Source organism: Klebsiella sp. 2680, from assembly GCF_900198535.1.
Lineage (GTDB): Bacteria > Pseudomonadota > Gammaproteobacteria > Enterobacterales > Enterobacteriaceae > Klebsiella > Klebsiella indica.
In genome coordinates this window covers 96567-116775 of record NZ_FZNJ01000007.1, presented here as the reverse complement: position 1 = coordinate 116775, position 20209 = coordinate 96567, and the positions used below count along the sequence as shown (strand labels likewise).

19 protein-coding genes are annotated in these 20209 nt (G+C 55.5%); 10 read left to right on the top strand and 9 right to left on the bottom strand.

All coding sequences use genetic code 11. The features are described 5' to 3' along the window. Window positions 1-269 precede the first annotated feature (269 nt). From cysE to FN037_RS22575, 5 genes are all read right to left on the bottom strand, one after another. A complete protein-coding gene (gene cysE / locus FN037_RS22595) occupies window positions 270-1091 on the bottom strand; it encodes a serine O-acetyltransferase (protein ID WP_138360954.1) in 822 nt (273 codons plus the stop codon). 339 nt (window positions 1092-1430) lie between these two features. After that, complete coding sequence (gene gpsA / locus FN037_RS22590) at window positions 1431-2459, bottom strand: NAD(P)H-dependent glycerol-3-phosphate dehydrogenase (RefSeq protein WP_138360955.1); 1029 nt, start codon at window positions 2457-2459, stop codon at window positions 1431-1433. Further along, a complete protein-coding gene (gene secB, locus FN037_RS22585) occupies window positions 2459-2926 on the bottom strand; it encodes a protein-export chaperone SecB (protein ID WP_138360956.1) in 468 nt (155 codons plus the stop codon). The genes gpsA and secB overlap by 1 nt, the downstream gene beginning before the upstream one ends. A 57-nt stretch (window positions 2927-2983) precedes the next feature. After that, complete coding sequence (gene grxC, locus FN037_RS22580) at window positions 2984-3235, bottom strand: glutaredoxin 3 (RefSeq protein ID WP_138360957.1); 252 nt, start codon at window positions 3233-3235, stop codon at window positions 2984-2986. A 109-nt stretch (window positions 3236-3344) separates the two neighbouring features. Next, window positions 3345-3776 (bottom strand): rhodanese-like domain-containing protein, encoded by a 432-nt coding sequence (locus FN037_RS22575; protein WP_138360958.1) that lies wholly within the window; start codon window positions 3774-3776, stop codon window positions 3345-3347. Between the two features lie 244 nt (window positions 3777-4020). Here FN037_RS22575 and gpmM point away from each other — a divergent pair, with 244 nt between their 5' ends. The 3 genes from gpmM to FN037_RS22560 are packed head-to-tail and all read left to right on the top strand — an operon-like array spanning window position 4021 to window position 7770. Then, a complete protein-coding gene (gpmM, locus tag FN037_RS22570; protein ID WP_138360959.1) occupies window positions 4021-5565 on the top strand; it encodes a 2,3-bisphosphoglycerate-independent phosphoglycerate mutase in 1545 nt (514 codons plus the stop codon). Window positions 5566-5574: 9 nt separating this feature from the next. Beyond that, a complete protein-coding gene (gene envC, locus FN037_RS22565; protein WP_138360960.1) occupies window positions 5575-6846 on the top strand; it encodes a murein hydrolase activator EnvC in 1272 nt (423 codons plus the stop codon). Between the two features lie 3 nt (window positions 6847-6849). Then, on the top strand, window positions 6850-7770 hold the full coding sequence (locus FN037_RS22560; protein WP_185929294.1) for a divergent polysaccharide deacetylase family protein: 921 nt from the start codon (window positions 6850-6852) through the stop codon (window positions 7768-7770). On the opposite strand, the gene FN037_RS22555 is transcribed toward FN037_RS22560, so the two are convergent. The 3 genes from FN037_RS22555 to kbl form a co-directional block, all read right to left on the bottom strand. Further along, window positions 7767-8564, bottom strand: coding sequence for a glycosyltransferase family 2 protein (locus FN037_RS22555; RefSeq protein ID WP_138360961.1), 798 nt, complete (start codon window positions 8562-8564; stop codon window positions 7767-7769). The two genes, FN037_RS22560 and FN037_RS22555, sit on opposite strands and share 4 nt — an antisense overlap. Window positions 8565-8951: 387 nt before the next feature. Beyond that, window positions 8952-9977, bottom strand: coding sequence for an L-threonine 3-dehydrogenase (tdh, locus tag FN037_RS22550; protein WP_138360962.1), 1026 nt, complete (start codon window positions 9975-9977; stop codon window positions 8952-8954). A 9-nt stretch (window positions 9978-9986) separates the two neighbouring features. Continuing rightward, the gene (kbl, locus tag FN037_RS22545) at window positions 9987-11180 is read right to left on the bottom strand and encodes a glycine C-acetyltransferase (protein WP_138360963.1); all 1194 of its coding nucleotides are present in this window, start codon (window positions 11178-11180) and stop codon (window positions 9987-9989) included. A gap of 442 nt (window positions 11181-11622) precedes the next feature. On the opposite strand from kbl, the gene rfaD reads away from it, so the two are divergent. Genes rfaD through rfaC form a run of 3 tightly spaced genes read left to right on the top strand, consistent with a single transcriptional unit; the run spans window position 11623 to window position 14598 of the window. Further along, the gene (gene rfaD / locus FN037_RS22540; protein ID WP_142503202.1) at window positions 11623-12555 is read left to right on the top strand and encodes an ADP-glyceromanno-heptose 6-epimerase; all 933 of its coding nucleotides are present in this window, start codon (window positions 11623-11625) and stop codon (window positions 12553-12555) included. Between the two features lie 9 nt (window positions 12556-12564). Next, entirely contained in the window at window positions 12565-13623 is a 1059-nt protein-coding gene (gene rfaF / locus FN037_RS22535; RefSeq protein WP_138360965.1) for an ADP-heptose--LPS heptosyltransferase RfaF, read from the top strand. A 3-nt stretch (window positions 13624-13626) separates the two neighbouring features. Further along, entirely contained in the window at window positions 13627-14598 is a 972-nt protein-coding gene (rfaC, locus tag FN037_RS22530) for a lipopolysaccharide heptosyltransferase RfaC (RefSeq protein WP_138360966.1), read from the top strand. A 180-nt stretch (window positions 14599-14778) separates the two neighbouring features. On the opposite strand, the gene FN037_RS22525 is transcribed toward rfaC, so the two are convergent. After that, window positions 14779-15741, bottom strand: coding sequence for a polysaccharide deacetylase family protein (locus FN037_RS22525; RefSeq protein WP_138360967.1), 963 nt, complete (start codon window positions 15739-15741; stop codon window positions 14779-14781). 111 nt (window positions 15742-15852) lie between these two features. On the opposite strand from FN037_RS22525, the gene rfaQ reads away from it, so the two are divergent. The 4 genes from rfaQ to FN037_RS22505 are packed head-to-tail and all read left to right on the top strand — an operon-like array spanning window position 15853 to window position 20169. Beyond that, window positions 15853-16929, top strand: coding sequence for a putative lipopolysaccharide heptosyltransferase III (rfaQ, locus tag FN037_RS22520; RefSeq protein WP_142503201.1), 1077 nt, complete (start codon window positions 15853-15855; stop codon window positions 16927-16929). Next, on the top strand, window positions 16926-18053 hold the full coding sequence (locus FN037_RS22515) for a glycosyltransferase family 4 protein (RefSeq protein WP_142503200.1): 1128 nt from the start codon (window positions 16926-16928) through the stop codon (window positions 18051-18053). The genes rfaQ and FN037_RS22515 overlap by 4 nt, the downstream gene beginning before the upstream one ends. Window positions 18054-18055: 2 nt before the next feature. Beyond that, window positions 18056-19150 (top strand): glycosyltransferase, encoded by a 1095-nt coding sequence (locus FN037_RS22510; protein ID WP_142503199.1) that lies wholly within the window; start codon window positions 18056-18058, stop codon window positions 19148-19150. 29 nt (window positions 19151-19179) lie between these two features. Beyond that, window positions 19180-20169, top strand: a complete 990-nt coding sequence (locus FN037_RS22505; RefSeq protein WP_142503198.1) for a glycosyltransferase — start codon at window positions 19180-19182, stop codon at window positions 20167-20169. The last annotated feature ends 40 nt before the right edge of the window (window positions 20170-20209 follow it).

Here is a 20209-nt window from a genome sequence, read left to right as displayed (position 1 = left end):
TTTACTGTGAAAACTGGGCTTTACAGAACCTTCCGAAACAATTCCTTGCAAAATCCGTGGGTTACAATTCTGAACGATTTTCAGGTTAACCCTGTTGCCACATTGCTGACAGATCGTTTGCTGACCTCTTATGCTGTATCCCGGTTTTTGGGCTGCAGAATTTTTTCTGATGGCGTGAAAAATATCAATAGTGGACGATGATAAGCACGTTATTCAGGATGACTCTGACCCTGTGTGTACGCGAAGGGAGCCTCGCTGCCGGGAACGCGTTAAATACCATCACCGTATTCAAAGGTATGGTGTATCCCATTGAAATGCTGATCCATATCCATCGCGGGCTTATCGCTCTCCGGCTTGCCGACGATGCGAGCGGGAACGCCTGCGGCGGTGGTATGCGGCGGTACCGGCTGTAACACCACGGAACCGGCGCCGATTTTCGCGCCACAGCCCACTTCAATATTGCCGAGAATCTTCGCTCCGGCACCAATCATCACGCCTTCGCGAATTTTCGGGTGGCGATCGCCGCTGGTTTTACCGGTACCGCCAAGCGTCACGGATTGCAGAATGGATACATCATCTTCAATCACCGCCGTTTCACCGACGACAATACCGGTGGCGTGGTCAAGCATGATCCCGCAGCCAATCTTCGCCGCCGGATGGATATCCACCTGGAAGGTTACAGAAACTTGATTTTGCAGGAAAATCGCCAGTGCCTGACGCCCCTGGTTCCACAGCCAGTGGCCGATACGATAGGCCTGCAGCGCGTGAAACCCCTTCAGGTAAAGCAGCGGCGTGGAATATTTATCCACCGCCGGGTCGCGGGTGCGCACGGCCTGAATATCGCAGGCGGCTGAGGCGATCATTTCCGGGTCAGCGGCATAGGCTTCTTCCACCACTTCACGAATCGCGATAGCGGGCATAATCGGGGAGGCCAGTTTATTTGCCAGCATATAGCTCAGCGCGCTGCCGAGGTTTTCGTGCTTGAGGAGTGTGGCGTGGTAAAAACTGGCGAGCATCGGCTCACAGTCTGCTAAAGCCCGGGCTTCGGCTTTAATATTATTCCAGATAGTATCCAGTTCTTCACACGGCATTGCTGACTCCAGACGATATAATAATGACCGGCCAGTTCTTTGCTGACCGGGTCATACAGACGATAAATGTTCCCTTGTGACGATCCCCATTATACTCGCCATCCTTCATGTTGCCTCTGTGGTGGCTGTGCTGATTCGCCCCGGTTTAGTAAGCCCCGGGGATTCGATCGCTTGCCGCCTTGATGCAACTTGCATGAATGATTTTGTGTATATACTTCAGGCTGCATAGACGCTGGCTGCTGATTTATTGGTCTCATTCATGAGACTTACCCTTGCGAGCCATTACTCCGCGACGGCGAGATCCTTTCCGGACATGCTTATCGCTTTCTGCAGCACGAATTATTTCGTGGAGAAACTGCTTCGCTCGTCCTTGCGTTCACGACCTAATAAGGTTAATGCTGCCTCGCGCGCAATTTTTCCGCAATACAATACCTGATAAATTTCCTCAGTTATTGGCATTTCGACGCCTAAACGCTGCGCCAGCACGCGAACTTCTTTGGTATTACGGTAGCCTTCAACCACCTGACCAATTTTATCCTGTGCGCTTTGCACATCCATGCCCTGACCGAGCATCATGCCGAAGCGGCGGTTACGCGATTGGTTATCGGTACAGGTCAGCACCAGATCGCCCAGCCCCGCCATGCCCATAAAGGTTTCCGGATCGGCGCCAAGCGCCTCTCCCAGACGAGACATCTCCACCAGCCCGCGGGTGATAAGCGCGGTGCGCGCGTTGGCGCCGAAGCCAATACCGTCCGACATCCCGGCGCCGATGGCGATAACGTTTTTCACCGCGCCGCCGAGCTGAACGCCAATAAAATCCGGGTTGATATAGACGCGGAAGCTCTTGCCGCAGTGCAGCAGGATTTGCAGGTCGTCAGCGAACTGCGGTTCGGTGGAGGCCAGGGAGATAGCCGTCGGCAGGCCTGCCGCCAGCTCTTTGGCGAACGTTGGACCGGAAATTACCGCCAGCGGGATATCATCGCCCAGCGCTTCCCGCGCCACGTCCTGCAGCAGACGGCCGGTTTCTGCTTCGAGGCCTTTTGTCGCCCAGACCAGGCGCGCATCAGGGCGCATCAGCGGTTTAATCTGCCGCAAAACCTCGCCAAATACATGGCTCGGTACGACGACCAGGATGTCGCGGCTGGCTGCCAGCGCGGTCGCCAGATCGCTCTCCAGATGCAGCGTATCAGGAAAAGGCACATCAGGAAGGAATGCGGCGTTGCAGCGATCGTGTTGCAGCGTCGCAATATGTTTCGGGTCATGGCCCCAGAGCACAACATGGTGGCCATTTCTTGCCAGGGTGATGGCAAGAGCGGTGCCGTAAGAGCCGGCACCGATCACAGTCATTGCAGCATTAAGCGCGTTCATCAGGCATCCTGATGTTGTTCAGCACCTTCGCCAGTTTGCTGCTGCAGATAGTTCATAAACAGCGCATCGAAGTTCACTGGCGCAAGGTTCAGTTGCGGGAAGGTACCGCGAGAAACCAGGCTGGTGATGCACTCACGCGCGTACGGGAACAGAATGTTCGGGCAGTATGCGCCGAGGCAGTGCGCCATCTGGGTGCCTTCAATGCCATCAATGGAGAAAATACCGCCCTGCTGTACTTCACACAGGAATGCAGTTTCTTCGCCCAGCGAGGCGGTGACGGTCACACGCAGCACCACTTCATACACGCCTTCAGCGAGTTGGCTGGACGCGGTATCCAGATCAAGTTTAACTTCCGGCTGCCAGTCTTTCTGGAAAACTTGCGGAGCATTCGGCGCTTCGAAGGAGATATCCTTGGTGTAGATACGCTGAATCTGGAAAGTCATTTCGGTGCTGTTTTGTTCTGACATAGTAAAACCCTTTCGTGTTGTCCTTAAATACGCCCGTCGATGGGATGGGCGTAAAAATTAGCGCAAGAGGGGATCGAGTCCACCACGTGAATCAAGCGCGTACAAGTCGTCACAGCCGCCAATGTGCTGCGTATCAATAAAAATCTGCGGAACCGTCGTCCGGCCGCTGCGCTGAATCATCTCTTCACGCTTTGCGGCATTGCCATCGATAGGCAACTCGTTGAACGTCACGCCCTTGCTGTTCAGCAGCGCTTTCGCACGCACGCAGAACGGACAGGTCGCTTTGGTATAGATATCAATATTGGCCATGACTTCACTCCTGTTTTACCCGCGAGGATTTTACGTCGCAGACATCATTTCCCCCTGACGAAAAGGCGCCAGAGGGAAAACGCGCTACGCCATAAAAGGCGCGGGTAAATTATTTACCGCGTACCAGCGGAAGGTTTTCGCCGCTCCAGCCGGCGATGCCTTCTTTCAGTACGAAGACCTTTTCAAAACCGGCTTTATTCAGCGCGCTGGCGGGTTCTTGCGCCTGCATACCGGAGCCGTCTACCACTATAATGGGTTGCGCTTTGTGCTTTTCCAACTCGCCGACGTTATTTGCTTTGATATCGCTCGGCAGCAGGTTAACGGAGCCAGCAATATGGCCTTTACGAAAATCGTCACGCTGACGCAGGTCGACAACCACAGCATCTTCTTTATTGATCAGGCGCGTCGCTTCACCACGGGTGATGACTTTAACTTTCGACATCAGCCCTTTAAAGGTAGTGAACAGCACCGCCACCAGCAACGCGACCCACGCGATGCTCAGGACGGGGTGACGGCCGATGAATTGCATTATTTCTTGCATGGGGGGTTACAACTCCCGACTAAGTGATAAAAAAACCAGGGAAGGAGTATACCTGTGCATTGCGGCAAATACAGCCAGTGAGCACGATGTAATGTATTTTCTGCGGTTCGTCACGAAAAAAAACCGCTTTCAAGCTAATGCTGCGCTCTGGCCGCTCTCTTTCTTTGATCTTTTACGGTAATTTGATCGATTCAGCTGTAGTAAAATTACGCAAATTTTTGTCTTTGAGCATGAGGTTGTCGCAATGTCGGTTTCTAAAAAACCTATGGTACTGGTGATTCTGGATGGCTACGGCTATCGCGAAGAGCAGCAGGATAACGCAATTTACAGCGCAAAAACCCCCGTTATGGACGCATTGTGGGCGAAACGTCCTCATACCCTGATTGATGCTTCCGGTCTTGAAGTGGGCTTGCCGGATCGTCAGATGGGCAACTCCGAGGTGGGCCACGTCAATCTTGGCGCAGGCCGCATTGTCTATCAGGATCTGACCCGCCTGGACGTTGAAATTAAAGATCGCGCATTTTTCGCTAACCCGGTACTGACAGGCGCTGTGGATCAGGCGAAAAACACAGGTAAAGCCGTGCACATTATGGGTCTGCTCTCTGCGGGCGGCGTACACAGCCATGAAGATCATATTATGGCGATGGTGGAACTGGCCGCGGAACGCGGCGCAGAAAAAATTTACCTGCATGCTTTCCTTGACGGTCGCGATACCCCGCCGCGCAGTGCTGAATCTTCGCTGAAAAAGTTTGAAGACAAATTTGCCGCATTAGGCAAAGGCCGCGTGGCTTCTATCGTTGGTCGTTACTATGCGATGGACCGCGACAACCGCTGGGATCGCGTTGAGCAGGCTTACGATCTGCTGACCCTGGCAAAAGGCGAGTTTCAGGCGGATACCGCCGTCGCGGGTCTGCAGGCGGCTTATGCTCGCGACGAAAACGATGAGTTTGTGAAAGCGACGGTTATCCGCGCAGAAGGCGAAGCCGATGCGGCAATGGAAGATGGCGATGCGCTGATTTTCATGAACTTCCGCGCCGACCGCGCGCGTGAAATCACTCGTGCGTTTGTTAATGCTGATTTTGACGGCTTCGCTCGTAAGAAAGTGGTTAATATCAACTTTGTGATGCTGACCGAATATGCTGCTGACATCAAAACCGCCGTCGCTTATCCGCCTGCTTCGCTGGTGAACACCTACGGCGAGTGGATGGCGAAGCACGATAAAACCCAACTGCGTATTTCTGAAACGGAAAAATATGCGCACGTAACCTTCTTCTTTAACGGCGGCGTCGAAGAGCCGTTCAGGGGCGAAGATCGTATTCTGATCAACTCGCCGAAAGTGGCAACCTACGATCTGCAGCCGGAAATGAGTTCTGCCGAGCTGACCGAAAAACTGGTTGCCGCGATCAAAGGCGGTCAGTACGACACTATCATCTGCAACTATCCGAACGGCGATATGGTTGGCCACACCGGGGTGATGGAAGCCGCAGTGAAGGCGGTGGAAGCGCTGGATCACTGCATCGACCAGGTCGCTCAGGCGGTAGAGTCGGTCGGCGGCCAACTGTTAATTACCGCAGACCACGGCAACGCCGAACAGATGCGCGATCCCGCCACCGGCCAGGCGCATACCGCGCACACTAACCTGCCGGTTCCTCTGATTTACGTTGGCGATAAAAACGTCAAAGCGGTCAACGGCGGCAAACTTTCCGACATCGCGCCGACGATGCTGACGCTGATGGGAATGGAAATCCCGCAAGAGATGACTGGCAAGCCGCTGTTCATCGTGGAATAATCCTTCCCCATGAGGGGAAAGGCGACTTATTCAACTACATGGATCGCAACGGCAGTTCGATCCGTCCTTTACGCCAGCGCGCTTAGCGCTGGCGTATTGCTGTGCGCCGCATCTGCGCATGCAGATGATCGTGACCAGCTAAAATCCATTCAGGCCGATATCGCCGCCAAACAGCGGGCGATTAAGCAGCAGCAGCAGCAGCGCGCTTCCCTGCTCGCCCAGCTTAAGGCGCAGGAAGAAGCCATTTCCGCCGCCGCGCGTAAACTGCGAGAAACCCAGGAGACGTTGAATCAGCTGAATAAGCAGATCGACGAAATGAACGCCGCGCTTGCGAAGCTGGAACGCCAGCGCGCTTCACAGGAGCGTAATCTGGCGGCGCAGCTTGACGCCGCGTTTCGTCAGGGGCCGCATACCGGCATCCAGATGATCCTCAGCGGCGAAGAGGGCCAGCGTAATGAGCGTCTGCAGGCCTACTTTGGCTATCTGAACCAGGCGCGTCAGGAGACCATCGCCCAGCTAAAGAAAACGCGTGAAGAGGTGGCGGTGCAGAAATCCATGCTGGAAGAGAAACAGAGCCAGCAGCAAACCCTGGTATATGAGCAACGCGCCCAGCAGAACAAACTGGAACAAGCGCGCAACGAACGTAAAAAAACCCTCGCCAGCCTTGAATCGTCGATCCAAAAAGGTCAGCAGCAGCTGAGTGAAATGCGGGCAAACGAATCGCGCCTGCGTAGTCGTATTGCGCAAGCGGAGGCGGCAGCCAAAGCCCGCGCGGATCGTGAAGCCCGTGAAGCGCAGGCGGTGCGCGATCGCCAGCAGGAAGCTTCACGTAAAGGTACCACCTATAAGCCCACTGAAAGCGAACGTTCGCTGATGTCCCGTACCGGTGGTCTTGGCGCGCCGCACGGCCAGGCTTTCTGGCCGGTACGCGGGACAATTCTGCATCGTTATGGCGAACGGCTGCAAGGTGAACTACGTTGGAAGGGGATGGTTATCGCTGCGTCTGAAGGCAGCGAGGTTAAAGCGATCGCTGATGGCCGCGTTATTCTTGCCGACTGGCTGCAGGGCTATGGCCTGGTCGTCGTCGTTGCGCACGGTAAAGGCGACATGAGTCTTTACGGCTATAATCAAAGCGCGTTGGTCAGCGTTGGCACTCAGGTCCGGGCGGGTCAGCCGATCGCGCTCGTTGGCAGCAGCGGTGGTCAGGGCCGTCCGTCGCTCTATTTCGAAATTCGCCGCCAGGGTCAGGCGGTCAATCCACTGCCGTGGTTGGGAAGATAAGTTTTGCTTCAGTTTCGCCGAATTGTACTCGCAGTAACCACTACACTGATTATGGCGTCGCCGGTTTTTGCCGGCAAACTCTCCATCGTTATTGACGACTTTGGTTACCGTCCGCAAACAGAAAATCAGGTGCTGGCGCTGCCTGCGACGATTTCCGTTGCCGTACTCCCTAATGCCCCTCACGCCCGTGAAATGGCGATCAAAGCGCATAATCTCGGGCACGAAGTGCTGATTCACCTGCCGATGGCGCCGCTAAGCAAACAGCCGCTGGAAAAAGACACGCTTCGTCCGGATATGAGCAGTGACGAGATCGCGCGTATTATCCGCGACGCGTATGGCAAAGTCCCCTACGCCGTGGGGCTGAACAACCATATGGGCAGCGCCATGACTTCGAATCTGTTTGGCATGCAGAAGGTGATGCAGGCTCTGGAGCACTACAACCTCTATTTCCTTGATAGCGTCACCATCGGCAACACTCAGGCCATGCGCGCGGCGCAGGGCACTGGCGTGAAGGTGATTAAGCGTAAGGTGTTCCTCGACGATACGCAGAACGAAGCGGATATCCGCTATCAGTTCAATCGCGCGATTGCTCTGGCGCGCCGTAACGGGTCGGCGATCGCCATTGGCCATCCCCATCCAACCACGGTACGCGTACTGCAGCAGATGGTGTATAACCTGCCGTCAGATATTACTCTGGTGCGCCCGAGTAGCCTGCTCAACGAGCCGCAGGTCGACACCTCAACGCAGCCGGTTCAGCCGCCGCGTAATCCGTTCCGCGGCGTGACGCTGTGTAAAACGAAGCATCCGCCGAAGCCGGTAAATGCCAGCCGCTTCTTTACCATTCTCAGCGAAAGCATCAGCCAGAGTACGCTGGTGCAGTACTATAAATTGAAGTGGCAGGGCTGGAATAGCCCAACTCACTAAACCGTTCGGGAATCCGTGTGCTTTTTCGCCGCGGGTTCCTGCTTATCCTGATGGGCATACCAGGCCTTAAAGTATTTCAGAAAGCTGTAAAACGTCGCGTATAGCCCGGTGACCACGCCTACCTTACCTTTCCGCCATGCGCCGCTGAACAGATACCACTTAAAGAACGCGCCAATCGCGCTGATAATTCCGCGCCCGATCGACGGCCTGATCTTCTGGTGCACAACCAGCCGCGTGGTGTAGCTATTCAGCTTACTGAATACCTCGTGCAGGGAATAGAAAGTGTCATGGCGAACGAAACCCGGCAGCTTACTGTCGTGTTTAAAACCCACTACCTGATCGTCCACCGGGCGGTCATTGAATCTGGCAACGGCGCGATTAAATAAGCGCACCGGAAAATCCGGCGATGACACCGGGTAAATGGTGCGCACTTCTTCACCCAAAACAAACCAGTAGCGCGGCAGACGCCATGCACAGGCTGGGTCAGGCTCATCACCCGCCTTTAGCGCCAGAATTGCCGCTGTTACCTCATCATCAAGAATTTCATCGCTATCCATACACAGTACCCAGTCATGCGTAGCCCGTGAGATGGCGTAATTCATCTGCGCGCCGTGAGTGACATAAGGATGATGGTGAGCGGTGAGGCCAAATTGCTGGCAAATCTGCAGCGTGGCATCCGTGCTGCCTGAGTCGATGACGATAAGTTCATCGGCTACCTTGAGCAAAGGGGGTAAAACTTCCCGTAACAAGCGGGATGAATTACAGGTCAATAAGCATACAGAAAGTTTAAGCATGTTTTTTGTAAGGGATAAACGTTGACTAAACAGACTGTATAAATGATTAAGTAAGAAAGCACTTTAAAAAAAGTGCGGCGTGGGAGCGATATCGTAAAACTGTAAGTTAATTCTCAAAAATCGTCCGGGTCATGCCGGTCAGTTAAGTAAGTCATCGGGTTTCTATGTGGCTTCATTTGCCAGCGAGTATTGTCTTTTTTATAACTTTCAGCACTCCGGTAGCTGAAGATTTGCAGGGGGTTGGGCGCGAGTAAAACGCCCCCATGCTGTTCACAGGCTGCGGAGATGGCGAATATCTTCTTTCTGACCGGTAATAAAGCCCGGCAAACAGTACCTGACTGACCGGCATGACCCGCAGGCGCTTTTTATGGCGCCGCGCGGGTTAAATTAATCCCAGTTGAGGATCACTTTTCCGGACTGACCGGAACGCATGGCATCAAAGCCCTGCTGGAAGTCATCAATCGCAAAACGGTGGGTGATAATCGGCGACAGATCGAGACCAGACTGGATGAGCGCAGCCATTTTGTACCAGGTTTCAAACATTTCCCGGCCATAAATCCCTTTGATAAACAGCCCTTTAAAAATCACCCTGGTCCAGTCGATAGACATATCCGATGGCGGAATTCCGAGCATCGCGATTCGCCCGCCGTGGTTCATGGTATCCAGCATGGTACGGAACGCTGATGGCGCGCCGGACATCTCCAGACCGACATCAAAACCTTCGGTCATGCCCAGCCCGGCCATCACCTCGTTAAGGTTCTCTTTCGCCACGTTTACCGCCCGGGTAACCCCCATTTTACGCGCCAGATCCAGACGATATTCGTTCACATCGGTGATCACGACGTTACGCGCGCCGACGTGCTTCGCTACCGCTGCCGCCATCACGCCGATCGGGCCTGCGCCGGAAACCAGTACGTCTTCGCCGACCAAATCGAAAGAGAGCGCGGTATGAACCGCATTACCAAATGGATCGAAAATCGACGCCAGATCGTCAGAGATATTGTCCGGGATTTTAAACGCGTTAAATGCCGGGATCACCAGATACTCAGCAAAGCAGCCCGGACGGTTTACGCCAACGCCGGTAGTATTGCGGCACAGATGCGTGCGTCCGGCACGGCAGTTACGGCAGTGGCCACAGGTAATATGCCCTTCACCGGAAACGCGATCGCCAGTCTTAAAACCGCGAACTTCCTGGCCAATACCTACCACTTCGCCGACGTATTCATGGCCTACCACCATCGGAACCGGAATGGTTTTTTGTGACCAGTCGTCCCAATTGTAGATATGCACGTCGGTACCGCAAATCGCGGTCTTACGGATTTTAATCAGCAAATCGTTGGGGCCGACCTCCGGTTCCGGTACGTCGGTCATCCAGATGCCTTCTTCCGCCTTCAGTTTGGATAATGCTTTCATATCACACCCTCAGGCAATGACGCCCAGTTGTTTACCGATGCGGGTAAAGGCCGCCACCGCACGTTCAATTTGTTCAGGGGTATGCGCCGCAGACATCTGGGTACGGATACGCGCCTGGCCTTTTGGCACCACCGGATAGAAAAATCCGGTGACGTAAATGCCTTCTTTTTGTAACTCGCGCGCAAACGCCTGCGCCACGGTAGCCTCGCCGAGCATCACCGGGATAATGGCATGATCGGCACCCGCCAGAGTGAAGCCCGCGGCGGTCATTTTTTCACGGAACAGACGAGCGTTAGACCACAGACGATTGCGTAATTCGCCGCCTGCCTCCACCATCTCCAGCACTTTGAGGGAGGCGGCAACAATCGCCGGAGCCAGCGAGTTGGAGAAGAGGTACGGACGAGAGCGCTGGCGCAGCCATTCAACAACCTCTTTACGCGCCGCGGTATAACCGCCGGATGCGCCGCCCAGCGCTTTACCCAGGGTGCCGGTGATAATGTCTACCCGGCCCATCACGTCGCAGTATTCATGGGAGCCGCGGCCGTTTTCGCCCACGAAGCCGACGGCGTGGGAGTCATCGACCATCACCAGCGCATCGTATTTATCCGCCAGATCGCAAATGCCTTTCAGGTTGGCGATCACGCCGTCCATGGAGAATACGCCGTCGGTGGCGATCAGCACATGACGCGCGCCGGCCTCACGGGCTTCTTTCAGACGGGCTTCCAGCTCCTGCATATCGTTATTGGCGTAGCGAAAGCGCTTCGCCTTGCACAGGCGCACGCCGTCGATAATCGATGCATGGTTCAGGGCGTCGGAAATAATCGCGTCTTCTGCTCCGAGCAGGGTTTCAAACAGACCGCCATTGGCGTCAAAGCAGGAAGAGTAAAGAATGGCATCTTCCATGCCGAGGAAATCCGCCAGCTTCTTCTCAAGCGCTTTATGGCTGTCCTGAGTGCCGCAGATAAAGCGCACGGAGGCCATGCCAAAGCCGTGGCTGTCCATCCCGCTTTTCGCGGCGGCAATGAGCTCCGGATGATTGGCAAGGCCCAGATAGTTATTGGCGCAGAAGTTAATCACCTGGCTGTTGCCGACGGTGATAGCGGCTTGCTGCGCCGAAGTGATAATACGTTCTTCTTTAAACAACCCCTCCGCACGCGCGGTATCCAGGTCATTGGTTAACTGTTTGTAGAAATCCCCACGCATTGCAATTCTCCAGATTCGGCCAAATTTGGCACATATTACCTAAAGCTATACGTTGATACGAGATGATGCATTACCAGATGAATTATTTGCAGCATATACCCGTCATACTTCAAGTTGCATGTGCGTTGGCTTTCCTCGTTCACCCCAGTCACGTACTGGAGTACGCTCCCGGGGATTCACTGCGTCGCCGCCTTCCTGCAACTCAAATAATTTAGGGTATAGATACGTTATCCGTCGGCTGCAACGCCGGTCACCGCGCTATCCTTGTTGCTGGCGGTTTCGCCGCCTGCCGCCCTGATGCATCCTGAATGATCTTGTGGATAAAACGTGAGACCAGCGGCACCTTCTCGGCGAAGGGCTGAAGCCTTTACGATGTGGTGATATGATAGAAATATTCGTGTCCGGATTGTCTCTGGACTCCCTACATTTAAAGGTTACAGTTATGATCATCGTTACCGGCGGCGCAGGCTTTATCGGCAGCAATATCGTTAAAGCGCTGAATGACCAGGGCATTACCGACATTCTGGTCGTGGATAACCTGAAAGACGGCACCAAATTTGTGAACCTGGTGGATCTGAATATTGCCGATTATATGGATAAAGAAGACTTCCTGATCCAGATTATGGCTGGCGAGGAATTCGGCGATATCGATGCTATTTTCCATGAAGGCGCTTGCTCTTCCACCACTGAGTGGGACGGCAAGTACATGATGGATAACAACTATCAGTACTCAAAAGAAGTGCTGCATTACTGCATGGAGCGTGAAATCCCGTTCCTGTACGCTTCTTCCGCGGCGACCTACGGCGGCCGCACCAGCGACTTTATCGAATCCCGCGAATATGAGCAGCCGCTCAATGTTTATGGTTACTCCAAATTTCTGTTCGACGAATACGTTCGCCAGATTTTGCCGCAAGCGGATTCGCAAATTGTCGGCTTCCGTTATTTCAACGTTTACGGGCCACGAGAAGGCCATAAAGGCAGCATGGCGAGCGTCGCTTTCCATCTCAATACTCAGTTGAATAATGGCGAAAACCCGAAACTGTTCGAAGGCAGCGACGGCTTCAAGCGCGACTTCGTCTACGTCGGCGACGTTGCCGCGGTGAACCTGTGGTTCTGGGAAAGCGGCGTGTCCGGTATTTTCAACCTTGGCACCGGTCGCGCGGAATCCTTCCAGGCAGTCGCCGATGCGACTCTGGCTTATCATCAGAAAGGCAGCATCGAATACATTCCGTTCCCGGATAAACTAAAAGGCCGCTATCAGGCGTTTACCCAGGCGGATCTGACTAACCTGCGCGCTGCGGGCTATGACAAACCGTTTAAGACCGTCGCCGAAGGCGTAACGGAATATATGGCCTGGCTCAATCGCGACGCGTAAGAAGTAAGCATGAAGATATTGGTGGTGGGCCCGTCTTGGGTGGGCGACATGATGATGTCGCAAAGTCTGTATCGCACGCTCAAGGCGCGCTATCCCCAGGCGATAATCGACGTGATGGCGCCCGCGTGGTGTCGTCCGTTGCTGTCACGTATGCCGGAAGTTAACGAAGCGATTCCGATGCCGCTCGGTCATGGCGCGCTGGAGATCGGCGAACGACGTAAGCTGGGACACAGCCTGCGCGAGCGTCGCTACGATCGCGCTTACGTGCTGCCGAACTCGTTTAAATCCGCTTTAGTTCCTTTTTTTGCCAATATCCCGCTGCGCACCGGCTGGCTCGGCGAGATGCGCTACGGCCTGCTAAACGATGCCCGCAAGCTGGATAAAGCGGCCTGGCCGCTGATGGTTGAACGCTATGTGGGTTTAGCCTACGACAAAGGGGTGATGCGCTCGGCGAAAGACCTGCCGCAGCCGCTGCTCTGGCCGCGACTACAGGTTCATGAAGGCGAGAAATCACAAACCTGTAGCGCGTTCAATATCTCAGCAGATCGGCCGATTATCGGCTTCTGCCCCGGCGCGGAGTTCGGCCCGGCGAAACGCTGGCCGCACTACCACTACGCAGAACTGGCAAAACAGCTTATTGATGACGGTTATCAGATCGTTCTGTTCGGTTCCGCTAAGGATAACGACGCGGGTAAAGAGATCGTTGCGACGCTGAGCAGCGAGCAGCAGGCATGGTGCCGCAACCTGGCCGGGGAAACTCAGCTTGAGCAGGCGGTCATTCTGATTGCCGCCTGCAAAGCGGTGGTCAGCAACGACTCCGGCCTGATGCACGTCGCAGCTGCGCTGGACCGCCCGCTGGTGGCGCTCTATGGTCCGAGCAGCCCCGACTTCACGCCGCCGTTGTCGCATAAAGCGCGCGTTATCCGCCTGATTAGCGGCTACCACAAAGTACGTAAAGGCGATGCTGCCGAAGGTTATCACCAGAGCCTGATCGATATTACCCCACAGCGCGTACAGGAAGAGCTAAATGCGCTGTTGCTGGAAAAAACGGAACAAAAGGAAGCGTAGCGGATGCGGGTATTAATCGTAAAAACCTCGTCCATGGGCGACGTGCTGCACACGTTGCCCGCGTTGACCGATGCCGCGCAGGCCTTTCCTGGTATTCGCTTCGACTGGGTGGTTGAGGAAGGTTTCGCCCAGATCCCTTCCTGGCATGAAGCCGTCGACCGGGTTATCCCGGTGGCGCTTCGCCGCTGGCGCAAGGCGTGGTTTTCCGCGCCAGTTAAAGCTGAGCGCAGGGCCTTTCACGACGCCATACAGGCGGAAAAGTATGACGCCATTATTGATGCTCAGGGGCTGGTGAAAAGCGCCGCGCTGGTGACCAGACTGGCTCGCGGCGTGAAGCACGGCATGGACTGGCAGACCGCGCGTGAACCGCTGGCGAGCCTGTTTTATAACCGTCGTCATCATATTGCTAAAGCGCAGCACGCCGTTGAACGCACCCGCGAGCTGTTCGCCAAAAGCCTCGGCTATACTCAGCCGCAAAGCCAGGGCGATTACGCCATCGCCCAACATTTTTTGCGCCAGGATGACACCTCTGCCGCGCCGTATCTGGTGTTTCTTCATGCCACGACCCGCGATGATAAACACTGGCCGGAAGAGAACTGGCGGGCGCTTATCGCGCTGCTGGCCGACAGCGGTCTGATAGTGAAGCTGCCGTGGGGCGCGCCGCACGAAGAGGCACGGGCCAGACGGCTGGCGGAAGGGCACGATTTTGTCGAGGTGCTGCCGCGTATGAGTCTGGAACAGGTCGCTCAGGTGCTGGCTGGCGCGCGCGGGGTGGTTTCCGTCGATACCGGACTGAGCCATCTCACCGCCGCGCTCGATAAACCGAACTTCACGCTGTACGGCCCGACCGATCCGGGATTGATTGGCGGCTACGGTAAAAATCAGTATGTGGTGCGCCCTGAAAGCGGTAACAGCACCGGGGATATTGCCGCTTCTCAGGTGCTGCAATTGTTGCAATCTCAGGGGCTGGCTTAATGGCGTGATGATTTACGCTGCCTGGCGCTACATGTATTGACAACATCATCTGTATCGCCAGCGCTAACGCCGTAACCTGTCGGACAAGAGGAAACGGCCACGCTGGTTAATCTGAGTGACATGAGGAATAGCCAGCAGAACGCTGTGCTGCTGATTACACCGATGCCGGGCCACGAGCTTTTATCGCTGCGCGTATTTCTGTTGGTAGTATTCCGCCAGCGTCATCCCCTTCACCTGCGGCGCCAGCCAGCTGAAAAACGCCTCCAGATCGGCGTATAAGCGCTCGATATCCTGCTCGTTCTTAAACGTCGGGCTGCCGCCAGGCATGTACTCGGAAGAGTGCAGCATATATTCGACGTAGTCATTGCCCTGCGCCAGCGTCTGCTGAACAACGTTCTTCATCGTCTCGACGTTGCCGCCCATCGGGCGCAGCCAGTGTACCGACGGGGAGCGCACTTTACCGCGCAGGCGGTCGTAACCCTGTTTCAGGCTATTCATCCACGCCGAATGCTTGAACTGAATGCTCATTGGCACTTCAAGCAGCGGTGAGTGGCCTTCGCGGCTGATATCATTTTCATCAAGGAAGTAGGCATGCTGGGGGAAGCGGCGATAATCGGTGCCGCCGTCGCCCTGCGGCGCGCCTTTGGCGGTTTTCCAGTTCACCCGCGGCGTTACCGAGCAATCCACCTGATAACCATACTCCACCAGCAGACGCGCGTAGCGCTCATCAAATGCCCAGCGTCCGGCGCGGTGGCTGACCATTTTGGTCTGGAAGGTGTCCTCCAGCAGTCGGGTCATATAGTCGACTTTTTCACGCATCAATGCATCGCTGTACTCGATCAAATACGGTTTATGCCGCCAGTCGTCATCGGTGAGCGGATCGGTCGGCGGACTGTTCCAGGCATGAAGATGCATACCGATTTCCGCAGTTCCCCGGGCGATGACATCTTTGGCGAATTCGATATACGCGGGATCGATGGCCATCTCATAGTTGGTCAAATATACCGGTTTGAAGCCATACTTTTCGCAAAGCTGCTGAAAACGCGGTAAATAGCGCGCATTCTCGGTGGTGATGCTGTCATGTTTTTGCCAGAGGTTGTCGCCCTCTGTATCAATCGTGATGAGAAATGCGGGTTTGTGCACGAAAACGTCCTCAGGTCATACCTATCGGCTCATGGTAGAGCAAGACAACGCTTCTCTCAATCTATCTGATCCCCTAGAATTGGAACCTTGATCCTGAATGAAGAACAGAGCATGACGCCTGAAACCCGCACTTCCGGCCGCGTGAACCCGGCGCGAATCCTGGTCATTAAGCTTCGCCATCATGGCGACATGTTATTGATAACGCCGCTTATTCATGTGCTAAAACAGCAATATTCCACCGCCTGTGTGGATGTGCTGCTTTATGAAGAAACCCGGGATATGCTGGCGGCAAATACCGATATCAACCACATTTATGGCATTGACCGGCGCTGGAAAAAACAGGGAACCGCGCATCAGCTTAAGATGGAGTGGCGGCTTATTCGCACCCTCCGCCAGCAGCGCTACGATATGGTGTTTAATCTTGCCGATCAGTGGCCCAGCGCGATCATCAGCAAACTGACCGGCGCGGCGACCCGTATCGGTTTTGACTTCCCAAAGCGTCGGCATCCGGCCTGGCGTTTTTGCCATACCGCACTTGCTTCCACGCAGCAGCATAATCAACTGCATACGGTTCAGCAGAATCTGTCGATTCTGGCGCCATTAGGGCTGAATATTGACGATGCGCCGGCAAAGATGGGCTACAGCGAGCAGGACTGGGCCACCAGTTGCGCGCTGCTACCAGATGGGTTTCAGGACCGCTACATTGTGATTCAGCCAACCTCCCGCTGGTTCTTTAAGTGCTGGCGAGAAGAGCGTATGAGCGCATTAATTAACGCCCTCTCTGCGGCGGGTTACCCGGTGGTGCTGACTTCCGGGCCGGACGCCAAAGAGAAGCAAATGATAGCCACCATTATGGCGGGCTGCCCCGATGCCCGCCTGCACTCCCTTGCCGGGCAACTGACCCTGCGCCAGCTGGCGGCGCTTATCGCTCATGCCCGCCTGTTTATCGGCGTCGATTCCGTACCGATGCATATGGCCGCCGCGCTGGGCACGCCGCTGGTGGCGCTGTTCGGCCCCTCCAAACTCACCTTCTGGCGACCCTGGCAGGCGCGGGGCGAGGTGATCTGGGCGGGGGATTTCGGCTCTATTCCCGATCCTGATGATATCGACACCGACACAGACGAACGTTATCTCGATTTAATTCCCACCGACGCGGTTATCGCGGCGGCGAAAAAGGTACTGGCATGAGTAAATTCAGGCTGGCTCTGGTACGCCAGAAATATCGCCCGGATGGCGGCGCGGAACGCTTTGTCTCCCGCGCGCTGGAAGCCCTCGACGACAGTGACCTTGAACTGAACGTCATCACCCGTGAGTGGCAGGGGCCGGTGAAACCGGAGTGGAACATTCATATCTGCAACCCGCGCAAATGGGGGCGGATCAGCCGCGAGCGTGGATTTGCCGAAGCCGCGCGCCAACTGTGGCAGCGCGAGTCTTTCGACCTGGTGCAGAGCCATGAGCGCATCCCCGGCTGCGATCTGTACCGCGCCGGAGATGGCGTACATCGTCGCTGGCTACAGCAGCGCTCGCGCATTTTACCCGGCTGGAAAAGTCGCCTGTTGTTTGCTGACCGCTATCATCGTTATGTGATGCAGGCTGAGCGCGATATGTACCTGGATTCGCACCTGCGCGGCGTTATCTGCAACGCGGAGATGATTAAACAGGAAATCATTGAAGACTTCGGTCTGCCGGCGGAGAAAATCCACGTTATCTATAACGCTATCGATAATCAGCGTTTTCTGCCGCCTGCGGAAGCTGACTTTGCCGCGCTGCGCGCCAAATGGGATCTTCCGCAGCAGGCGACCTGCCTGATCTACGTGGGCTCCGGGTTTGAGCGTAAGGGGCTGGATGCGGCGATTCGCGCCATCGCCCCCACCGATCGCTACCTGCTGGTGGTCGGTAAAGATAAAGAGCAGAAGCGTTACCAGCAACTGGCGAAAACCCTGGGCTGCGAGGCGCGGGTCCGCTTTTTCGGTATGCAGTCGGAAACCCTGCCGTTCTATCAGATGGCCGACGGTCTGCTGCTGCCAACGCTGTACGATCCGTTCCCTAACGTGATCCTTGAAGCGATGGCCTGCGGTCTGCCGGTGATCACCACCACTGGCTGCGGCGGCGCGGAATTTATCGTTCAGGGGCGCAACGGTTATGTTTGCGATGCGCTGGATATTCCGGCCCTGCGGGAGTCGGTTATTGCGCTCCCCGCCCGCGCTTTAGGTTCGGCAGAAGGCGAATGCGCCCGCGAGCGTATCATGGCCTGCACCAGCGAACGCTTATCGGCGCAGTTGCTCTCCCTTTATCAGGATTTGGTGAAATAACAATGCGCATACTGTTTGTCATCGACGGTCTGCCGGGCGGCGGCGCGGAAAAAGTGGTGTTGACCCTGGCGGAGCAGTTTCTCAGCGAGGGCGAACAGGTCTCGCTATTTTCCCTGCGCGACGTCTGCGATTATCCGTTGCCGGAAGGCCTGGATTATCAGGTCATCGTTGACCGTTGCCGCAAACCGTGGCGCAAGCTAACCGAGCTTTCCCGACGCGCGCGCCAGCTTGATGCGGCAGTGGAGAAAGCGGAACAGCAGGGGCGTTTCGACCTGGTGCTCTCGAATCTGCATAAAACCGACCGTATTGTCCGCCGCAGTCGACTGTTGCGCGGGCGTAACCTCTGGTTCTGCCTGCACGGTATGTTTTCCGCTTCATATCTCGGCCATCGCACCGGCTTCGATCGCTGGATAAAGCAACAGAAGATCAAGCGCGTTTACCAGGGGCGCAACATCGTTACCGTCTCCGATGCGGTTGGCAGGGATCTGGTGGAACAGTTCGCTATTCATCCCGCCCAGTTGAAAACTATTTATAATCCGTTTGATATCGCCGCCCTGCGCGCCGCGGCGGCAGAAGCCAGCGAGCGGCCTGAGGGCGACTATATCATTCACGTAGGACGCTTCCATCCCGGCAAACGTCACGATCGGCTGATTGAAGCCTATGCGCAGAGTGGTATTGATGCGCCGCTGGTGCTGTTGGGGCAGGGGAAAACGGAGCAGGAACAGCGCCTGCGTCAGCTGGCGCAGACGCTGCAGGTTGGCGATCGCGTCCTGTTTAAAGGCTTCCAGAAAAACCCGCTGCCGTGGATTAAAGGCGCGCGGATGCTGGTGCTGAGCTCCGATAGCGAGGGCTTCGGCAATGTGATCGTTGAAGCGCTGTTGCTGGAGACGCCGGTCGCCAGCACCCGCTGTCCGGGCGGCGTGAGCGAAATTTTAACCGGCGGGCTATCGCGCGGTCTGGCGGATCTGAACAGCCAGGCACTGGCTCAGACGATGCAAAGCATTTACCATAGCCCGCCTGCCATCGACGTATCGGCGCTGGAAAAATTTAGCGTCGCGTCGATTTGTCAGCAGTACCGTCAGCTGCGCAGCGTCTGACGCCGTTATTTAACCAGGACGAATGAGTGATGAGTCAAACGCCTTTGTTGAGCATCGTGGCCGCCGTTTATAACGGTGAAAAATTCCTTGCGCAATTTTTTGCGTGTCTTGAGCAACAGCAACTGGAAAGCTATGAGCTGATCCTGGTGAACGACGGTTCGACGGACGGCAGCCTCGGGGTTATTGACCAGTGGAAAGATCGTCTGCAAAACGTGAAGGTGCTGGAGCAGGAAAATCAGGGCGTTTCGGTGGCGCGGAATACCGGGCTTGCGGTGGCCGCCGGTAAGTACCTGGCCTTCCCGGATATTGACGATAAGTTTTACCCTGGCATGTATCGTACCCTGCTGGAGATGGCGGAAAAGGGCAACCTCGACGTAGCGACCTGCAATGGCCGCTACGTCTACGAGACGAAAAAAGATATCCACCCCATTTTCCCGCCCGACCGTCTGCGGTCTACCGGCGTGTTGCCCGGCCACGCGTGGTTAAAGCAGGCGCTGGATTCACGCAAGTTCCTGCATGTCACCTGGCTGAATATCTACCGTCGTGCGTTTATCGTTCAGCACAACTTCCACTTTGAGCCGGGTCTGCGCCATCAGGATATTCCCTGGACCACGGAAGTGTTGCTGGCGGCTGAACGGGTGCAGTACACCAGTGAGCCGTTCTACGATTACTATATTCATTCGCAATCGGTGTCGCATAAGCCGGATAACGACGATACGCTGATGCGCTCGGCGCGCCACTATATGAAGATTCTGGAGATGCTGGAGATTATCAACCAGCGTTATCCGGATAAGGTTCGCGATATTTCCGCCTGCCGCTGGCAGATAGCCAAAGAGGGGCTGGGAATTATCCATACCTTCGATAGCATGAAAGATGAGGCAAAAAAACATATTATCGTTAAAGAATTTTTTGAGCGCGGCATCTGGCGTCTGATCTGGAAAAACGCCCGTACGCCGCGTTTACGCTGGCGTCTCGGGCGCCGCTATCTGCGCATCAGGCGCTATCGCGACGCGGCTTAATACAGAATCCCTTCGTTTCTGCCAAAGAGATAGCTTTACG